11 protein-coding genes, 2 rRNA genes and 1 pseudogene are annotated in these 18,764 nt (G+C 71.3%); 10 read left to right on the plus strand and 4 right to left on the minus strand.

The features are described from left to right. Positions 1-12: 12 nt before the first annotated feature. From ACVWNX_RS27750 to ACVWNX_RS27765, 4 genes and pseudogenes are all read left to right on the plus strand, one after another. Positions 13-3,140, plus strand: a 23S ribosomal RNA gene (locus ACVWNX_RS27750). Between the two features lie 141 nt (positions 3,141-3,281). Continuing rightward, positions 3,282-3,398 (plus strand): 5S ribosomal RNA (gene rrf / locus ACVWNX_RS27755). A gap of 358 nt (positions 3,399-3,756) precedes the next feature. Beyond that, positions 3,757-4,242 (plus strand): annotated as a pseudogene (locus ACVWNX_RS27760) (hypothetical protein); the annotation flags it as partial. A 681-nt stretch (positions 4,243-4,923) separates the two neighbouring features. Then, complete coding sequence (locus tag ACVWNX_RS27765) at positions 4,924-5,832, plus strand: tetratricopeptide repeat protein (RefSeq protein ID WP_454414967.1); 909 nt, start codon at positions 4,924-4,926, stop codon at positions 5,830-5,832. Between the two features lie 88 nt (positions 5,833-5,920). On the opposite strand, the gene ACVWNX_RS27770 is transcribed toward ACVWNX_RS27765, so the two are convergent. Then, positions 5,921-7,219 carry a DUF1015 family protein gene (locus ACVWNX_RS27770; protein ID WP_454410921.1) on the minus strand — a complete coding sequence of 433 codons (1,299 nt, stop codon included), beginning with the start codon at positions 7,217-7,219 and terminating at the stop codon, positions 5,921-5,923. A 70-nt stretch (positions 7,220-7,289) separates the two neighbouring features. Between ACVWNX_RS27770 and ACVWNX_RS27775 the strand changes: the two genes are divergently transcribed. Then, a complete protein-coding gene (locus ACVWNX_RS27775; protein WP_454410923.1) occupies positions 7,290-8,342 on the plus strand; it encodes an HAD-IIA family hydrolase in 1,053 nt (350 codons plus the stop codon). An 86-nt stretch (positions 8,343-8,428) separates the two neighbouring features. On the opposite strand, the gene ACVWNX_RS27780 is transcribed toward ACVWNX_RS27775, so the two are convergent. After that, entirely contained in the window at positions 8,429-8,776 is a 348-nt protein-coding gene (locus tag ACVWNX_RS27780) for a sterol-binding protein (protein ID WP_454410925.1), read from the minus strand. A gap of 189 nt (positions 8,777-8,965) precedes the next feature. Here ACVWNX_RS27780 and ACVWNX_RS27785 point away from each other — a divergent pair, with 189 nt between their 5' ends. The 5 genes from ACVWNX_RS27785 to ACVWNX_RS27805 all read left to right on the plus strand — a co-directional run bounded on the left by ACVWNX_RS27785 (position 8,966) and on the right by ACVWNX_RS27805 (position 14,885). After that, positions 8,966-9,196 (plus strand): hypothetical protein, encoded by a 231-nt coding sequence (locus tag ACVWNX_RS27785; RefSeq protein ID WP_454410927.1) that lies wholly within the window; start codon positions 8,966-8,968, stop codon positions 9,194-9,196. 7 nt (positions 9,197-9,203) lie between these two features. Further along, positions 9,204-10,019 (plus strand): TlyA family RNA methyltransferase, encoded by an 816-nt coding sequence (locus ACVWNX_RS27790; RefSeq protein ID WP_454410929.1) that lies wholly within the window; start codon positions 9,204-9,206, stop codon positions 10,017-10,019. After that, positions 10,016-10,921, plus strand: a complete 906-nt coding sequence (locus tag ACVWNX_RS27795; protein WP_454410930.1) for an NAD kinase — start codon at positions 10,016-10,018, stop codon at positions 10,919-10,921. Before ACVWNX_RS27790 ends, ACVWNX_RS27795 begins: the two co-directional genes overlap by 4 nt. 560 nt (positions 10,922-11,481) lie before the next feature. Continuing rightward, positions 11,482-13,209 carry a DNA repair protein RecN gene (recN, locus tag ACVWNX_RS27800; RefSeq protein ID WP_454414968.1) on the plus strand — a complete coding sequence of 576 codons (1,728 nt, stop codon included), beginning with the start codon at positions 11,482-11,484 and terminating at the stop codon, positions 13,207-13,209. Positions 13,210-13,748: 539 nt separating this feature from the next. Further along, the gene (locus ACVWNX_RS27805; protein WP_454410931.1) at positions 13,749-14,885 is read left to right on the plus strand and encodes a glycosyltransferase family 4 protein; all 1,137 of its coding nucleotides are present in this window, start codon (positions 13,749-13,751) and stop codon (positions 14,883-14,885) included. Positions 14,886-15,006: 121 nt separating this feature from the next. Here the strand turns inward: ACVWNX_RS27805 and ACVWNX_RS27810 are convergent, their stop codons facing one another. Beyond that, positions 15,007-16,656, minus strand: coding sequence for a PucR family transcriptional regulator (locus ACVWNX_RS27810; RefSeq protein WP_454410932.1), 1,650 nt, complete (start codon positions 16,654-16,656; stop codon positions 15,007-15,009). A gap of 104 nt (positions 16,657-16,760) precedes the next feature. After that, positions 16,761-18,560 carry a glycoside hydrolase family 15 protein gene (locus ACVWNX_RS27815; protein ID WP_454410933.1) on the minus strand — a complete coding sequence of 600 codons (1,800 nt, stop codon included), beginning with the start codon at positions 18,558-18,560 and terminating at the stop codon, positions 16,761-16,763. Positions 18,561-18,764: the final 204 nt, after the last annotated feature.

Raw genomic sequence — 18,764 nt, forward strand, 5'->3', positions numbered from 1 at the left:
GCGAGCATCTGTGGCCAAGTTTTTAAGGGCGCACGGTGGATGCCTTGGCACCAGGAACCGATGAAGGACGTGGGAGGCCACGATAGTCCCCGGGGAGTCGTCAACCAGGCTTTGATCCGGGGGTTTCCGAATGGGGAAACCCGGCAGTCGTCATGGGCTGTCACCCTTGCCTGAACACATAGGGCATGTGGAGGGAACGCGGGGAAGTGAAACATCTCAGTACCCGCAGGAAGAGAAAACAACCGTGATTCCGGGAGTAGTGGCGAGCGAAACCGGATGAGGCTAAACCTTGTATGTGTGAGACCCGGCAGGGGTTGCATGCAGGGGGTTGTGGGATCTCTCTTTTACAGTCTGCCGGCTGTGAGGTGAGTCAGAAACCGTTGATGTAGGCGAAGGACATGCGAAAGGTCCGGCGTAGAGGGTAAGACCCCCGTAGCTGAAACATTGACGGCTTGCTTGAGAGACACCCAAGTAGCACGGGGCCCGAGAAATCCCGTGTGAATCTGGCGGGACCACCCGCTAAGCCTAAATATTCCCTGGTGACCGATAGCGGATAGTACCGTGAGGGAATGGTGAAAAGTACCCCGGGAGGGGAGTGAAATAGTACCTGAAACCGTGTGCCTACAAGCCGTGGGAGCGTCGCACAGGGAAGCTTGCTTTCTTGTGTCGTGACTGCGTGCCTTTTGAAGAATGAGCCTGCGAGTTTGCGGTGTGTTGCGAGGTTAACCCGTGTGGGGAAGCCGTAGCGAAAGCGAGTCCGAATAGGGCGTTTGAGTAGCATGCCCAAGACCCGAAGCGGAGTGATCTAGCCATGGGCAGGTTGAAGCGGCTGTAAGAGGTCGTGGAGGACCGAACCCACCAGGGTTGAAAACCTGGGGGATGACCTGTGGTTAGGGGTGAAAGGCCAATCAAACTCCGTGATAGCTGGTTCTCCCCGAAATGCATTTAGGTGCAGCGTCGTGTGTTTCTTGCCGGAGGTAGAGCACTGGATAGGCGATGGGCCCTACCGGGTTACTGACCTTAGCCAAACTCCGAATGCCGGTAAGTGAGAGCGCGGCAGTGAGACTGTGGGGGATAAGCTCCATGGTCGAGAGGGAAACAGCCCAGAGCATCGACTAAGGCCCCTAAGCGTACGCTAAGTGGGAAAGGATGTGGAGTCGCAGAGACAACCAGGAGGTTGGCTTAGAAGCAGCCACCCTTGAAAGAGTGCGTAATAGCTCACTGGTCTAGTGATTCCGCGCCGACAATGTAGCGGGGCTCAAGCGTACCGCCGAAGTCGTGTCAATCCAGCATATAGGGCCAACGCCCGCTGGGTTGGGTAGGGGAGCGTCGTGTGCCGGGTGAAGCCGCGCCGGAAGGCAGTGGTGGACGGTTCACGAGTGAGAATGCAGGCATGAGTAGCGATACACACGTGGGAAACGTGTGCGCCGATTGACTAAGGGTTCCTGGGTCAAGCTGATCTGCCCAGGGTAAGTCGGGACCTAAGGCGAGGCCGACAGGCGTAGTCGATGGATAACCGGTTGATATTCCGGTACCCGCTGTAGAGCGTCAAACATTGAATCCTCTGATGCTAAGCCCGTGAAGCCGCCTGCCTCCAGTTTTGCTGTGGGTGGGAGTGGTGGAGCCGGTGACCCGAGGTGGTAGTAGGTGAGTGATGGGGTGACGCAGGAAGGTAGTCCAGCCCGGGCGGTGGTTGTCCCGGGGTAAGGGTGTAGGCCGAGTGGTAGGTAAATCCGCTACTCAATAGGCTGAGACCTGATGCCGAGCCGATTGTGGTGAAGTGGATGATCCTATGCTGTCGAGAAAAGCCTCTAGCGAGTTTTATGGCGGCCCGTACCCTAAACCGACTCAGGTGGTCAGGTAGAGAATACCGAGGCGTTCGGGTGAACTATGGTTAAGGAACTCGGCAAAATGCCCCCGTAACTTCGGGAGAAGGGGGGCCATTTCTGGTGATGGGCTTCGCGCCTTGAGCTGGGGGTGGCCGCAGAGACCAGCGAGAAGCGACTGTTTACTAAAAACACAGGTCCGTGCGAAGCCGTAAGGCGATGTATACGGACTGACGCCTGCCCGGTGCTGGAACGTTAAGGGGACCGGTTAGCTGCATTTCGGTGTGGCGAAGCTGAGAACTTAAGCGCCAGTAAACGGCGGTGGTAACTATAACCATCCTAAGGTAGCGAAATTCCTTGTCGGGTAAGTTCCGACCTGCACGAATGGCGTAACGACTTCTCGACTGTCTCAACCATAGGCCCGGTGAAATTGCACTACGAGTAAAGATGCTCGTTTCGCGCAGCAGGACGGAAAGACCCCGGGACCTTTACTACAGTTTGATATTGGTGTTCGGTTCGGCTTGTGTAGGATAGGTGGGAGACTTTGAAGCGGCCACGCCAGTGGTTGTGGAGTCGTTGTTGAAATACCACTCTGGTCGTGCTGGATGTCTAACCTGGGTCCGTGATCCGGATCAGGGACAGTGTCTGATGGGTAGTTTAACTGGGGCGGTTGCCTCCTAAAGAGTAACGGAGGCGCCCAAAGGTTCCCTCAGCCTGGTTGGTAATCAGGTGTTGAGTGTAAGTGCACAAGGGAGCTTGACTGTGAGACCGACGGGTCGAGCAGGGACGAAAGTCGGGACTAGTGATCCGGCGGTGGCTTGTGGAAGCGCCGTCGCTCAACGGATAAAAGGTACCCCGGGGATAACAGGCTGATCTTCCCCAAGAGTCCATATCGACGGGATGGTTTGGCACCTCGATGTCGGCTCGTCGCATCCTGGGGCTGGAGTCGGTCCCAAGGGTTGGGCTGTTCGCCCATTAAAGCGGTACGCGAGCTGGGTTTAGAACGTCGTGAGACAGTTCGGTCCCTATCCGCTGCGCGCGTAGGAGTCTTGAGAAGGGCTGTCCCTAGTACGAGAGGACCGGGACGGACGAACCTCTGGTGTGCCAGTTGTCCTGCCAAGGGCATGGCTGGTTGGCTACGTTCGGGAGGGATAACCGCTGAAAGCATCTAAGCGGGAAGCCTGCTTCGAGATGAGGGCTCCCACCCACTTGATGGGGTAAGGCTCCCAGTAGACGACTGGGTTGATAGGCCAGATATGGAAGCCGGGTGACCGGTGGAGTTGACTGGTACTAATAGGCCGAGGGCTTGTCCTCAGTTGCTCGCGTCCACTGTGTTTGTTCTCAGGCAACGAACAGTTGTGTCGGCTGAACGGCAGCACTAATCAATTGAAGAGTGTGCTTGTTCGCTGAATCCTGTTCGTTTTCCCTCGCCCTGGGCGAGGTGACTGATAGGGTTTCGGTGGTTATAGCGTTAGGGAAACGCCCGGTTACATTCCGAACCCGGAAGCTAAGCCTTTCAGCGCCGATGGTACTGCAGGGGGGACCCTGTGGGAGAGTAGGACGCCGCCGAACAATCTTTCTAGGACCCTTGGTCCCAGCGCACATGCTGGGACCAAGGGTCCTTTTTGTTTTTCTGAGGAGCGCCAGCCATACGGCTGCGCGAGAATGACTGCGGTACCGAAGACAGGAGTCACCGATGTCCACCAACTCTCCCGACGACCGGCCGGAACGGGACCAGCAGCGGCGGGACAGCGGCGACCGTGGGGGGTACCGCGGCGGTCCTCGACGCGACAACGACCGGGCGGGATACGGCCGTCGTGACGATCGCGAGCGCGGTCGTGACGACCGGGGCCGCTTCGACCGTGACCGGGACCGTGGCGGTTCCGGTGACCGGCGCGAAGGCGGCGACCGTGGCGGACGTCCGCCGTTCCGCCGTGACGACCGCGACCGTGGCGGTTTCCGCCGCGATGACCGTCCGTCCGGTGGTGACCGTGGTGGGTTCCGTCGTGACGATCGGCGCGATGACCGCCGTGACGATCGTGGGCGCGACGGCGACCGTCCGGGCTTCCGCCGTGATGGTGACCGTCCTCCGTTCCGTCGTGACGACCGTCCGTCCGGCGGCGACCGTGGCGGTTTCCGCCGTGACGACCGTGGCCGTGACGGGGACCGTCCGGGCTTCCGGCGTGACGATCGCCGGGATGACCGTCGTGATGACCGGGACCGTGGTGGTTACCGGGGTGGCGATGACCGTGGTGGGCGTGATGGGGACCGTGGTGGTTTCCGCCGTGACGGTGACCGTCCTCCGTTCCGTCGTGACGACCGTCCGTCCGGTGGCGACCGTGGTGGCTTCCGCCGCGACGACCGTGGGCGCGATGGTGACCGGGGCGGGTTCCGTGGGCGGGACGGTGACCGTCCCTCGTTCCGTCGCGATGACCGCCGTGACGACCGTGGGCGCGACGGCGACCGTCCGGGCTTCCGCCGCGACGGTGACCGTCCCTCGTTCCGTCGCGATGACGACCGTGGCGGTTTCCGCCGTGACGACCGGGGCCGTGATGGTGACCGGGGCGGGTTCCGTGGGCGTGATGGTGACCGTCCTCCGTTCCGTCGTGACGACCGTCCGTCCGGCGGCGACCGTGGCGGTTTCCGCCGTGACGACCGCCGTGACGACCGTGGGCGCGACGGGGACCGTCCGGGCTTCCGGCGTGACGATCGCCGGGATGACCGTCGTGATGACCGGGACCGTGGTGGTTACCGGGGTGGCGATGACCGTGGTGGGCGTGATGGGGACCGTGGTGGTTTCCGCCGTGATGGTGACCGTCCTCCGTTCCGTCGTGACGACCGTCCGTCCGGTGGCGACCGTGGCGGTTTCCGCCGCGACGACCGGGGCCGTGATGGTGACCGGGGCGGGTTCCGTGGGCGGGACGATCGTGGGCGCGGGCCGCGGCGGGACGACGACCGTGGCGGACGCCCCGGTGGGTACCGCGAGCGGGGCGACGACCGTGGGTACCGGGGCCGGGACGACCGGGACCGGGACCGTGAGCCGGTCAAGCGGCTTCCCATCCCCGAGGACGTGACGGGCGAGGAGATCGACAAGGACGTGCGGCAGGAGCTGCAGAGCCTGCCGAAGACGCTCGCCGACGACGTCGCGCGGAACCTCGTCATGGTCGCCCGGCTGATCGACGAGGACCCCGAGGGCGCCTACGCCTACTCCCGCATCGCGCTGCGGCTCGCGTCCCGTGTCGCCGCCGTGCGGGAAGCGGCCGGTTTCGCGGCGTACGCCAACCAGAAGTACACCGAGGCGCTCGCGGAGTTCCGTGCCGCCCGGCGGATGACCGGCAACGTGGAGCTGTGGCCGCTGATGGCCGACTGCGAGCGGGGCCTCGGGCGTCCGGAGAAGGCGCTGGAGATGGCCGGTGCCCCCGAGGTGCACAAGCTCGACAAGGCGGGACAGGTCGAGATGCGTCTCGTCGCGGCGGGCGCGCGGCGTGACCTGGACCAGCTGGACGCGGCGATCGTCACCCTCCAGAGCCCCGAGTTGGCATCGCACTCCGTGCAGCCGTGGACCGCGCGGCTCCGGTACGCCTACGCGGACGCCCTGCTGGCCGCCGGTCGCGAGTCCGAGGCCCGTGAGTGGTTCGCCAAGGCGATCGAGTCCGACAAGGACGGCACGACTGATGCCTCTGACCGGCTCGCCGAGCTGGACGGGGTCGAGTTCGTGGACGCCCTGGACGAGAGCGTCGAGGGCGTCGAGGTTGCTCAGGACGAGACCGCTCCCGGGTCGGACGGTGCCGCCGAGGACGTTGAGGCCGCTGACGACCTCAGCGACGAGGACGACGTCACGGAGGTCGACGACGCCACCGAGGCCGAGGCCGACGAGGACGCCGAAGGCGATGACGCTGTCGAGGCGGCCGTCGATGGTGCTGAGGACCTCGACGAGGACGCCGATGACGAGGGTGTCCAGGCGCCTCGGGGCGAGGACGGCGGCGAGGCCCGGGACTCCGGGTGATGAGTGAGCGGGCCCGGTTCAGGGCCCGGCGATGAATCGAGGGGCGGACTTCACGGAAGTCCGCCCCTCGGTCGTTTCGGCGGGCGGTTCAGAGACCCAGGTGGCGGAGGACCAGTCCGGTGGCCGGCTTCGGGCCGAACGAGGTCGACTTGCGCGGCATCGTGACGCCCTGCCGCGCCAGCTCGCGGACCACGTCCTCCCGCACGGGGTGCAGCAGGACCGCTGTGCCGCCGTTCTGTTCCGCCAGGGCGACCGTGGCCGCCGTGTCGTGGATGTAGGAGATCTGCTCGGGGCCGTCGGGGACGCCCCACAGACGGTCCAGCAGGACGGAGTGCAGCACGGTGGCGTCGAGGGAGCGCCACGCCGCCGGACGGTCTTGCGGGACCGTGCGGCGCAACAGCTCCGGGTCCGGCCGGTCGACCAGGTGGAACGTGCCGCCGTCCGTGAGCAGGAAGGCGTTGCCCTCGGCCGCCGCCCCGCCCAGGACGGCCATCGCCCGGTCGAGGGGGCCCTCCACGGTGCGCACCCGGAAGCGTCCGTCGAGCGTGTCGAGGGCCCGGGAGAGCGGGAGTCGGTGCAGCAGCCGGTGGATGGCGCGGACCCGCAGCGGATACCGGACGGTGTCGACCAGGAGGACCAGGCCCTGGTCCCAGGGGCTGGGCGACGGGTGGGCCGACCGTAGCCGCAGATAGGTCGCCCAGCGGTGGTGGCCGTCCGCGATGAGGGCCTGGTGGCGCGCCAGGTCGGCGCGGATCTCCTTGACCTCGCCGGGGGCGGTGACGGACCACAGGCGGTGCCGCACCCCGTCCTCCGTGGTCGTCGTCAGCAAGGGGGGCCGCCCGGCGACCCGGTCCACGACAGAAGCCGTGGCGCAGCCGGTCTCGTCGCCCCGGTAGGTGAGGAGGAGGGGTTCGAGGTTGGCGTTGGTCGCCAGCATCAGGGCCGCGCGGTCCGCCACCACCGGGGCCATCACGTCCTCGTGGGGCAGCACGACCCCCTCGGACGGCTCCGACAGTCGCAGCGCGCCGATGACCCCGCGCTGGAGGTGCTCGCCGTCCCGTTGCTCGTACACGTACAGGCCGGGCACCGGATCGGCGGCGAGGACCCCGTCCGCCAGCCAGCGTCCGAGGGTGTCGGCGGCCCGCTCGGTGCGGGCCGCGGGGGACACGGCCTGGGGGAGGATCAGCCGGACGATGTTGTGCGGGTCGGAGGACTCCAGATGGTGCAGACCGTCGGGGCGCACCACCACGTCGTACGGGGGCGAGGTCACGGCGGCGAGGCTGCCGACCTTCTCGGGGACGTAGCGCACCCCTCGGAAGGGCGTGAGCTCCAGGCCCCGGGCCGTCTGGTCGTCCGGCCGAGGTCGCCCGGCACCCGCGTCGTTCATTGGGGCATCGTAAGTCGGCCGTCGTGGTGGGGGATGATCGGGGGAGCGCGAGCGACGAGGAGCGAGAACGATGAGCCAGACCGTCCGGACCAGGCCAGAGGGCAGTGCCCGCCCCCTGAACGAGGCGTACGACACCGCACTGCTGGATCTGGACGGGGTGGTGTACGCGGGGGGCAGCGCCATCGCCCACGCCGTCGACGCCCTCGACGTGGCGGGTACGCGGGGGATGCGGCTCGCCTATGTGACCAACAACGCGCTGCGGACGCCCGACGCGGTCGCCGGTCACCTCACCGAGCTGGGCATACCGACCGCCGCCGGAGAGGTCATCACCTCGGCGCAGGCCGTGGCCCGGCTCATCGCGGAGGACGTGCCCGAGGGGGCCCGGGTCCTGGTGATCGGTGGCGAGGGGCTGCGCGTCGCGCTGCGGGAGCGGGGGCTCACCCCGGTGGAGTCCGCGGACGACGACCCGGTGGCCGTCGTCCAGGGCTACGGCGGTCCCGAGCTGCCGTGGGGGCGGTTCGCGGAGGCCAGCTACGCCATCGCCCGGGGAGTGCCCTGGTACGCCTCGAACACCGATCTGACGATTCCCAGCGGGCGGGGCATCGCGCCCGGGAACGGCGCCGCGGTGGAGGTCGTCCGGATCGCCACCGGCGCCGAACCCCGGGTCGCGGGCAAGCCGTTGCCGCCCATGCACCGGGAGACGGTCCTGCGGACGGGCGCGCGCCGTCCGCTCGTCGTGGGCGACCGTCTGGACACCGACATCGAGGGCGCGTTCAACGGGGGTGTGGACTCGTTGCTCGTCCTCACCGGGGTGACCGACGGGGCCCTGCTGCTCGCCGCCCCACCCCAGCACCGGCCCACTTATGTCGACGCCGATCTGCGCGGGCTGCTGACCGGGCAGCCGGACGTGGTGGCCGGGGAGGGCGACCGCCCGGGGGCCTTCCGCTGCGGCGCCTGGACCGCGTGGGCCGGACCGGAGCGGCTGGAGGTCTCGGGCGGGCCGGAAGGGCCGGACTCCGCGCTGGACGGTCTGCGCGCCCTGTGCGCGGCGGCGTGGACGGCGGCCGGGGACGGGAGCTGCGCCCTGGACGGTACGGCGGCCCTGGGCCGTCTCGGTCTCTAGGCGCCGCCGTCCCCGAGCCTCCGGCCGGATCGTACGGACCGGCGGGTCCGGGCGGCGGGCGGGGGAGGGGCCGGGATCATCCGGGATCAGAGCAGGGTGCGGAGCTTGAGCAGGTCCCGTACCCCTGCCTCCAGCTTGATCCGCCCCGAGGCCCAGGACCTGGCGAAGTCCAGACGGCCGTCGACCAGGGCCACCAGGTCGTCGCCGGTCATGGCGAGCCGGATCCGCGCCCGTTCGGGCGGGGGTCCGGGCGTCGTGTCCAGCACCTCGATCCGACCGTCCCTCAGCCGTCCCGTGAACGTCACGTCCAGGTCCGTGATGTGGCAGGTGAGGGAGCGGTCCAGCGCGGCGACACCCCGTACGCCGCCGTCGGCGGTCGCCAGATTCTCCGAGAGTCGGTCGAGTGCGGCGCGGCACTCCTCGATCGTGGTCATCGGGACCGACGTTACCCCAGTGCTTCGGGGTAGCGTCGGGGCATGAGCAGCGACTTTCCGTCTCGTTCGGGGGCCGGGCCGACGGGGTCCGGTCCCGGTCCCGTGGCGCCGCCCGGGGAATCGGGGGCCGGTCCCGCAGGGGAGCCGGTCCCGGTGGTTCCTGAGCCGACGGTCCCGGAAGCGCCCGCGGTGCCGGGACCCCTCGGTGTCGAACGGTCGTCCACCGGGCGTCCGGAGACCGACGCCCACCTCCGGAGGCTGGCCGAGGTGGACCACCTCGCGACCGAGGGCCACCTCGCGGTGTACGAGGATGTCCACGAGGGCCTGCGCGACACGCTGACCGCGCTCGACGAACGCACCGGCCCCCCGGTCCCCGCGCCCCCGCGCGGACCGGCCCCCTCGTACGACCACAGGAGCTGAACCGAACGTGGCAGGAGTGGCACGCCGCCGACTCGACGCCGAACTGGTCCGCCGCAAGCTCGCCCGCTCGCGTGAACACGCCAGTCAGCTGATCGCCGCCGGACGGGTCACCGTGGGCGGCACGCTCGCGGCCAAGCCCGCGACCCAGGTGGAGACGAGCGCCGCCATCGTCGTCAGACAGGACGACGCCGACCCCGACTACGTCTCGCGCGGCGGCCACAAGCTCGCCGGGGCGCTGAAGGCGTTCGTCCCGGGCGGGCTGGTCGTCGAAGGGCGGCGGGCCCTCGACGCGGGGGCCTCCACGGGCGGTTTCACCGATGTGCTGCTGCGCGCGGGGGCGGCTCATGTCGTCGCCGTGGACGTCGGGTACGGACAGCTGGCCTGGTCGCTCCAGAGCGATGAACGGGTCACGGTCAAGGACCGCACCAACGTCCGGGAACTGACGCTGGAGGCGATCGACGGGGTGCCCGTGGACCTCGTGGTGGGGGACCTGTCCTTCATTCCGCTGGGCCTGGTGCTGCCCGCCCTCGCCCGCTGCACGGCCGCTGACGCCGATCTGGTGCTGATGGTCAAGCCCCAGTTCGAGGTGGGCAAGGAACGACTCGGCACCGGAGGCGTGGTCCGCAGCCCCGAACTGCGCGCCGAGACGGTGCGCCGGGTGGCGGAACAGGCCGCCCAACTCGGCCTGGGGGTAAGAGGGGTGACGGCCAGCCCGCTGCCCGGGCCCGCGGGGAACGTCGAGTACTTTCTGTGGCTGCGGGCCGGGGCACCCGAACTCGACCCCGCGGACATTGACCGTGCAGTGGCGGAAGGACCGCGTTGACCCAGAGCCGAGTTCGTACCGTATTCCTCCTGGCGCACACCGGACGGGCCGCCGCGATCCGCAGTGCCGAACTCGTCGTCCAAGGGCTGCTCCTCGCCGGACTCCGGGTCCGCGTGCTGGAGGCGGAGGCGTCCGACCTGCCGCTTCCATCGTCCGTCGAGATCGTCCAGGAGGCGACCCCCGCCTGCCTCGACGGCTGCGAGCTGCTGATCGTCCTCGGCGGTGACGGCACCCTGCTGCGGGGCGCGGAGTTCGCGCGCGCCTCCGGGGTGCCGATGCTCGGGGTCAACCTCGGCCGGGTCGGCTTCCTCGCCGAGGCCGAGCGCGACGACCTCGACAAGGTCGTGGACCGGGTCGTGACCCGTGCCTACGAGGTCGAGGAACGCATGACGATCGACGTCGTCGTGCACCGCAACGGGGATGTCGTGCACACCGACTGGGCGCTGAACGAGGTGGCCGTTCAGAAGGTGTCGCCGGAGCGGATGCTGGAGGTGGTCCTGGAGATCGACGGGCGGCCCGTGACCGGCTTCGGCTGCGACGGCATCGTCTGCGCGACCCCGACGGGCTCCACCGCCTACGCCTTCTCCGCGGGCGGGCCCGTGGTGTGGCCCGAGGTGGAGGCGCTGCTCATGGTGCCGATCAGCGCGCACGCGCTCTTCGCCAAGCCGTTGGTGACCTCCCCGGACTCGGTGCTCGCCGTCGAGGTGCAGCCGCACACCCCGCAGGGGGTCCTGTGGTGCGACGGCCGTCGCACCATCGAGCTGCCGCCCGGCGCCCGGATCGAGGTGCGGCGGGGTGCGGTGCCCGTCCGGCTGGCGCGGTTGCACCACGCGTCGTTCACCGACCGGCTCGTCGCCAAGTTCGCGCTGCCCGTGTCCGGTTGGCGGGGCGCCCCGCACTGAGCCGCCCGGCCCGGCGCCCGGGCGGGTCGTCCGGGGCACGGGAAGGGCGGGGCGCGCGGAGGGTCGGTCGGCGGTCCGGGGCGTTCGGCTGCTCATGCCGTCCAGCGTGCGCTCCGGCCGGGCCCCGGCACCATGAGGCCGACCGCACGGTCCGGCTGCGGAAAACCACAGGGAACCCCGCCCGCTGGGGGGAGAACCGCAGGGGAACCCCAGCCGTTGTCCCTCGCCGGTCGCCGGTCGCCGGTCGCCGGTCGCCGGTCGCCGGTCGCCGGTCGCCGGTCGCCGGTCGCCGGTCGCCGGTCGCCGGTCGCCGGTCGCCGGTCGCCGGTCGCCGCTCGCCGGTCGCCGGTCGCCGCTCGCCGGTCGCCGGTCGCCGCTCGCCGGGGCGGCAGCGGACGTGTGCCGTGCCGCGCGTGGGGCGGGGTGGTGCCGACGGGCCACCCCCAGGGGTGACACCCTCCGCCACGTGGCGCTCGTCACCTGCGTCTTCGTCGAACCGGGGCGGGGTCCGTCGCACAGCGGGGCCGTGACCTCGTAAGGTCGTGTCCGTGTTGGAGGAGATGCGGATACGGTCGCTCGGGGTCATCGACGACGCGGTGGTCGAGCTGTCACCCGGCTTCACCGCCGTGACGGGCGAGACCGGCGCGGGCAAGACCATGGTCGTCACGAGCCTGGGCCTGCTGCTCGGCGGGCGCGCCGACCCGGCCCTCGTGCGGATCGGCGCGAAGTCGGCGGTCGTGGAGGGCCGGATCAGCGTGCCCTCGGACGCGGCGGCGGCGGCCCGGGCCGAGGAGGCGGGCGCGGAGCTCGACGACGGCGTCCTGTTGGTCAGCCGTACCGTTTCCGCGGAGGGCCGCTCCCGGGCCCACCTGGGCGGGCGTTCCGTCCCCGTAGGCGTGCTCGCGGAGCTCGCGGACGACCTGGTGGCGGTGCACGGCCAGACCGACCAGCAGGGGCTGCTCAAGCTCTCCCGGCAGCGCCAGGCCCTCGACCGGTACGCGGGGGACGCGGTCGCCGTCCCGCTGGCCCGGTACGCCACCGCGTACCGCCGGGCGCGCGCCGTCACCGGGGAGCTCGACACGCTGACCACCCGGGCGCGCGAGCGGGCGCGCGAGGCGGAACTGCTGCGGTTCGGTCTCGACGAGATCGAGGCCGTGGCGCCCCGGGCGGGGGAGGACGTCGAACTCGGCGCGGAGGCCGAGCGGCTCGGGCACGCCGAGGCGCTGGCCTCCGCCGCGACCGTCGCCCACGCGGCGCTCGCCGGGAACCCCGAGGACCCCGAGGGCATCGACGCCGCCACCCTGGTGGCCGGGGCGCACCGGGCCCTGGAGGCCGTGCGTTCGTACGATCCGGCGCTCGCCGCGCTCGCGGACCGGATCGGTGAGATCGGCATCCTGGTGGGCGACGTGGCGGGTGAGCTCGCCGGGTACGCCGACGACCTCGACGCCGATCCGCTACGGCTCGCGACGGTCGAGGAGCGCCGTGCCGCCCTCGGCCAGCTGGCCCGCAAGTACGGCGGTGACGGGCAGGACACCGCCGCCGTGCTGGCCTGGGCCGAGCGGGGCGCGGTCCGGCTCCTGGAACTCGACGGGGACGACGACCGGATCGGCGAGCTGACCGAGGAGCGCGACGCGCTGCGGGGCGAACTGGCCGGACTCGCCCGGACCCTGACCGGGGCCCGTCAGGAGGCGGCCGCCCGGTTCGCCGACGCGGTGACCGCCGAACTGGCGTCCCTGGCGATGCCCCACGCGCGCGTGCGGGTCGACATCCGGCAGACCGACGACCCGGACGGCGTGGAGGTCGACGGCCGGACCGTCGCCTACGGGCCCACCGGCACCGACGAGGTGGAACTGCTGCTGGCGCCCCACCCGGGCGCCCCGCCCCGGCCCATCGCCAAGGGCGCGTCCGGCGGTGAGCTGTCGCGGGTGATGCTCGCCGTGGAGGTCGTGTTCGCGGGCACGGACCCGGTGCCCACGTACCTCTTCGACGAGGTCGACGCGGGGGTCGGCGGCAAGGCGGCGGTCGAGATCGGGCGGCGTCTGGCCCGGCTGGCGAAGTCCGCCCAGGTCGTCGTCGTCACCCACCTCCCCCAGGTCGCGGCCTTCGCCGACCGGCAGTTGCTGGTGGAGAAGACCCATGACGGGTCGGTGACCCGGTCCGGGGTGAAGGTCCTGGAGGGCGAGGACCGGGTCCGGGAGCTGTCCCGGATGCTCGCCGGACAGGAGGACTCCCAGACCGCCCGCGCCCACGCCGAGGAACTCCTCGCGGCGGCCCGCGCGGACGGCTGAGCGGACGTCCGGGACAGCCCGTCCCGTCCCGACCGTGCCCGTCTCCTCAGGAGGCGGGCACGGTCGGTGTCGTTTCCGGGGGCCTCGGTACCTCGGGGTCGTCGGCGCGGTGCGGGGTGCGTCCCGGGCGTTCCACGGGAGCGGCCCCGATGGCCGCCCAGGGCGTGGGACGGGCGCTACCACAGACGTCCGGGCGTCGCCGTGACGGTGGACGGGGAGCCGTTTCCCCTGGTGGGGCGGCCCGTTCTGCCGTCCGGCCAGGTGAGCACCCTCGTCCGGCGGGGCGAGCACCGTGACGAAGGACGTCGAGGCCTGAGCGGGTGTCACCTGAACGAGTGAAGGTGACTGGTGTGACCTCGGTGTTGCCACCTCGTGGAGTCGAGCGGTAACGGAACGCTCGTGCGGGATGGCATCCTTGGCGGGGTGCCTCTCACTCCGAGCACCGCCGTTCCGCCGCCCGTGCCGAGCCCTACCGTGACGCCTTCCCCGTGACGCGCCCCTCCGTGGCCGTCCCCCGCCGAAACAGGAGTTCCGCCCCGGTGATCACCCACGCGCCGCACGGTCAGACGCCCTTGCGTACCGTGCAGGTGCTCGGTGGCGGGAGCGCGGGAAGCGGCGCCCATGTGTGGTCGTTGACGGCCGGACTGGTGGCGCGCGGCGTGCGGGTCACCGTGTGCGCGCCCGCCGAGGTGGGCCGGGCGTACGCGTTCGACGCCGTCGGAGCCTCCCAGGTGCCGATCCCGCGCCGGAGCGACCCGGGTTCGGTGGCGGCGCTCCGCGCGGTCTGCGCGGAGGCGGACCTGGTGCACGCGCACGGGGTGAACGCCGGGTTCCGGGCCGCGCTCGCCCTCGGCGGGCGGCGGGTGCCGCTCGTGGTCACCTGGCACGAGCGCCCCTTCGCCCGGGGCGCGCGGGCGAAGGCCGTGCGGCTGATGGAGCGCCGGGCCGTCAGATCGGCGTCCGTGGTGCTCGGGACCTGCGGCGATTTAGTGGACCGCGCCAGACACCGGGGTGCCCGGGACGCCCGGCTGGCCGCAGCCGCGTTCCCCGCCCGCCAGGGCGCCCCCGGTGGGGAGCCGCACCCCGACGACACCGACGTCGCCCCGTACAAGGCGCGGGCCGAACTGGGCGCGGTGGAACGCCCCCTGCTGGTCGCCGTCGGCTCGCTGGACGAGGGCCGGGGGTACGACACCCTGCTGGACGCCGCGCACGCGTGGCTGGGCCTCGATCCGGCGCCGTTGGTGGTCATCGCCGGGGAGGGGCCGCTCCGGGCGGCGCTCCAGCGGCGGATCGAGGCCGAGTCGCTTCCGGTGCGGCTGCTCGGACACCGCCGGGACGTGCCCGATCTGCTCGCCGGAGCGGACGCGGTGCTGCTGGCGGCCCGGTGGGAGGCACGGTCCCTGGTGGCGCAGGAGGCGCTGCGCTCGGGCGTCCCGCTGATCGCCACCGCCGTCGGCGGCACCCCCGAACTGGTCGGGGACGCGGCGGAGCTGGTGCCCTACGGGGACGCGGTGGCCCTGGGGCAGGCGGTCGTCCGGCTGCTGGGCGACCGGGCCCGGCGGCAGTGGCTGCGGGAGCGGGGGTTCGCCCAGGCCGCGACCTGGCCCACCGAGGACGACACGGTGGCTCAGGTGCTGAGCGTCTACGACGAGCTGACCGGGCCGCTGCTGCGCTGACCGCGGCCCTGGTCCGTCCGGTCGCCCTGCCGTTCGGTCCGGTCGCCTGGCCGCCTTGGAGCCGCCGGGTGCCCGTCCAGGGTCCTCAGGCACGCGTCTCTGCCCGGTGCGCGCCCCGGGCTCATCCGGCGCCCGTGTGTCTGCAGGCCCGTAGCGCGAGGCTCAGGGCCAGGACGGTCTGCGGATCGTCCAGGTCGGTGCCGAGCAGCTCGCCGATCCGGGCCAGCCGGTTGTACAGGGTCTGCCGGTTGAGGTGCAGTTCACGGGCGGTCTCCGCCTTGCGTCCCGCGTGCGCCAGATAGCTCTCCAGCGTCGGCAGCAGCGGGGGCCGGGCGGTGCGGTCGTGCTCGCGCAGCGGTCCCACGGCGCGGTCCACGAACGCGGCGAGGTCGGGATGGCCGCGCAGCCGCCACAGCAGCAGGTCGATGTCGAGGCGCCGGGCGTCGTGCCAGGGCCGGTCGTCCAGACCCTGGGCGGCGGTCGCGGCCTCGGCCGCGTGCCGCAGCCCCGCCGGTGCGGTCGTCCAGTCGCCCGGGGCGCCGACCACCACGACGGGTGCCCGGCCCCCAGGACGGCCCGCCCCGGCCCGCTCGACGCCCGCCCGCAGCGCCGCCGCGACCCGGTCGGCGACCGTCTCGCGCTCCTCCCGCGAGCGCAGCGCCAGCAGCAGCGGAACCCGGCCCTCCACCGGGCGCACCCCCAGCAGCAGGGGTACGCCGGTGGCGGCCAGTTCCCCGGCGACCGCGCGGGCCAGCACCGCCCAGCCGCCCGCCGCGAGTCCGCCGCCCTCGGGGAGCCGGGTCACGACCGGCAGCAGCGGCGCGTCACCGGGGCGGAAACCGAGCACCCGGGCCTGGGCGGGCGCGTCCCGGGGATCCACCCGGCCCTCGGCCAGATCGGTGAGGAAGTCGCCCCGGCCGCGTGCCGCCAGCTCCTCCTCCTGGCGGGCCTGCATCAGGGCCACCGCCAGCGAGTCCGCCGCGCGCTCGGCGGCGATCCGGTGCACGGGCGCCGGGTCGGCGGCCACCGGCAGCAGGACCAGCCGGGCCCGGACGGCACCCGGGCCGGGGCCGTCGCCCGGGACGTCCACGAGGACGGCACCGGCGGGCGGCTCCCCGGCGCGGGCGTCGCGTCCGCCGCGCAGCCGCTCCCACACCTGGAGGGGATCGGCGCCGCCGGTGCCCGCTCCGGCGGCGTACAGCAGTTGCCCGTCCGGGGTCTCCAGGAAGACCGGGTTGCCCGCGAACTCCGCGAGGACGGTCAGCACCCGGGGGACGCCCCCGCCGCCGAGCAGCGCCCGGGTGCAGCGGTGGGCGACCTCGTCGGCCCGTTGGAGGAGCGCGTAGTGGCCGTTGACGATCTCGGTGTGGACCTCCTCCGTGACCGCCACGAAGGGCACCTCGCGGTGCAGCTGGACCAGGGGGAGGCCCACCGTGCGGGCCGTCTCGACCAGCGGTCCGGGCAGCCGGGTGAACCGGGGGCCCAGCTCGACGACGAGGGCGGCGATGCCGCGCTCCGCGAGTTCCCGGACGAACGCCCGCTGGTCGGCGGGGCGGGTGCTGAGGGCGAGCCCGGTGGTGAGCAGCAGTTCGCCGCCCTTGAGCAGGGACGCGATGTGGGGCACCTCGCCCGCGTGGACCCAGCGCACGGTGCGGTGCAGCCGGTCGGGGCAGGCGACGACCTCGGGGAGCCCGCCCCGCAGCCCCGGCAGCTCCAGTGCCCGTCGCACGGTGATTCCGCCCTGGGTGTCCGTCCCGTCCCGAGTGTCCATGCTGGGACGCTACCCGCCCGTCGGAGGGCGCGGCATCCGGGTCCGGTCCGGCCCGCCGGGGTGGGGTGAGCCCCCGGCGGACGGGACCGCCGGGGGCCGGGGGATCAGCCCCCGTAGGCGCCCGAGGCGGTGAGCCTGAGGGCCGTGTCGATCAGCGGAACATGGCTGAAAGCTTGCGGAAAGTTGCCGACCTGGCGCTGGAGACGGGGGTCCCACTCCTCCGCGAGGAGCCCGAGGTCGTTGCGGAGGGCGAGCAGCTTCTCGAAGAGCTTCTGCGCCTCCTCCACCCGGCCGATCATCGCGAGGTCGTCGGCGAGCCAGAAGGAGCACGCCAGGAAGGCGCCCTCGTCGCCCTCCAGGCCGTCCACGCCCGCGTCCTCGCCCGAGGTGGGGTAGCGCAGGATGAAGCCGTCGGAGGTGGACAGCTCGCGCTGGATGGCCTCGATGGTGCCGATGACCCGCTTGTCGTCGGGCGGCAGGAAGCCCATCTGCGGGATGAGCAGCAGGGACGCGTCCAGCTCGCGCGAGCCGTACGACTGGGTGAACGTGTTGCGTTCCTTGTCGTAGCCCTTCTCGCAGACGTCGCGGTGGATGTCGTCGCGCAGCTGCCGCCAGCGCTCCACCGGGCCCTCCGCGTCCCCGGACTCGATGAGCTTGATGGTGCGGTCCACCGCGACCCACGCCATCACCTTGGAGTGGACGAAGTGGCGGCGGGGCCCGCGCACCTCCCAGATGCCCTCGTCGGGCTCCGTCCAGTGCTGCTCCAGATAGCCGATGAGCCTCAGCTGGAGCATGGAGGCGTAGTCGTTGCGGGCCAGCCCGGTCATATGGGCGAGGTGGAGGGCCTCGGTGACCTCGCCGTACACGTCCAGCTGGAGCTGGTGCGCGGCGCCGTTGCCGACCCGGACGGGGGTGGAGCCCTCGTAGCCGGGCAGCCAGTCCAGTTCGCTCTCGCCCAGCTCCCGCTCGCCCGCGATGCCGTACATGATCTGGAGGTTCTCCGGGTCGCCCGCGACCGCGCGCAGCAGCCACTCCCGCCAGGCGCGGGCCTCCTCGCGGTAGCCGGTGCGCAGCAGCGAGGAGAGGGTGATGGCGGCGTCCCGCAGCCAGGTGAAGCGGTAGTCCCAGTTGCGGACCCCGCCGATCTCCTCGGGCAGCGAGGTGGTGGGGGCGGCCACGATGCCCCCGGTGGGGGCGTAGGTGAGCGCCTTGAGGGTGATCAGGGAGCGGACCACGGCCTCCCGGTAGGGGCCGTGGTAGGTGCAGTGGTCGACCCACTCGCGCCAGAACCCGGCGGTGGCCTCCAGGGCCGCCTCGGGCTCGGGGCGGGCCGGGGGCTCGTGGTGGGACGGCTGCCAGGACAGGGTGAAGGCGACGCGCTGACCGGCGGCGACGCTGAAGTCCGCGTAGGTGGTCAGGTCCTCGCCGTAGGTCTCGGCGTCGGTGTCGAACCAGACCGAGTCGGGGCCCGCGACGGCGACCGTGCGGTCGTCCACCCGGTGCACCCAGGGCACCACCCGGCCGTAGGAGAAACGCATCCGCAGGGCGGAGCGCATGGGCACGTTGCCCGAGACGCCCTCCACCACCCGGATGACCTGCGGCGCGCCGTCGCGCGGCGGCATGAAGTCGGTGACCCGGACCGTGCCGTGCGGGGTGTCCCACTCGGAGTCCAGGATGAGCGAGTCGCCGCGATAGGTCCGGCGGGTCGCGGGCGGCGGGGCCTGGTCGCCGTGCGCCGGGCCGAGCCGCCAGAAACCGTGCTCCTCGGTACCGAGGAGGCCGGCGAAGACGGCGTGCGAGTCGAAACGGGGCAGACAGAGCCAGTCCACCGTGCCGTCCCGGCAGACCAGGGCGGCGGTCTGCATGTCCCCGATGAGTGCGTAATCCTCGATGCGCCCGGCCACGTGCAACTCTCCAGTCGAACGGCCGCCGACCCGGCCCGCGAGGGGCCTGCCGTGCGGTCAAGATTCCAGTTCAAGGGCGTGCCGACGGGCTCGTGGTACCGGGGACGGGCTGGGGTGGTGCCGTTTTGCCGGCCTGGCTCGGCAGCAATGTCCGATGAGGATACGACGCGCTCAGGGGTCGCGGGTCCCGCTCAAGTGAACACT

Source organism: Streptomyces sp. JNUCC 64 (genome assembly GCF_054484115.1).

Coding starts and splice junctions, on each gene's coding strand:
- ACVWNX_RS27810 (WP_454410932.1), bottom strand. CDS start 16,656: ATGGACACTCGGGACGGGACGGACACCCAGGGCGGAATCACCGTGCGA.
- ACVWNX_RS27770 (WP_454410921.1), bottom strand. CDS start 7,219: ATGAACGACGCGGGTGCCGGGCGACCTCGGCCGGACGACCAGACGGCC.
- ACVWNX_RS27780 (WP_454410925.1), bottom strand. CDS start 8,776: ATGACCACGATCGAGGAGTGCCGCGCCGCACTCGACCGACTCTCGGAG.
- ACVWNX_RS27775 (WP_454410923.1), top strand. CDS start 7,290: ATGAGCCAGACCGTCCGGACCAGGCCAGAGGGCAGTGCCCGCCCCCTG.
- recN (WP_454414968.1), top strand. CDS start 11,482: ATGCGGATACGGTCGCTCGGGGTCATCGACGACGCGGTGGTCGAGCTG.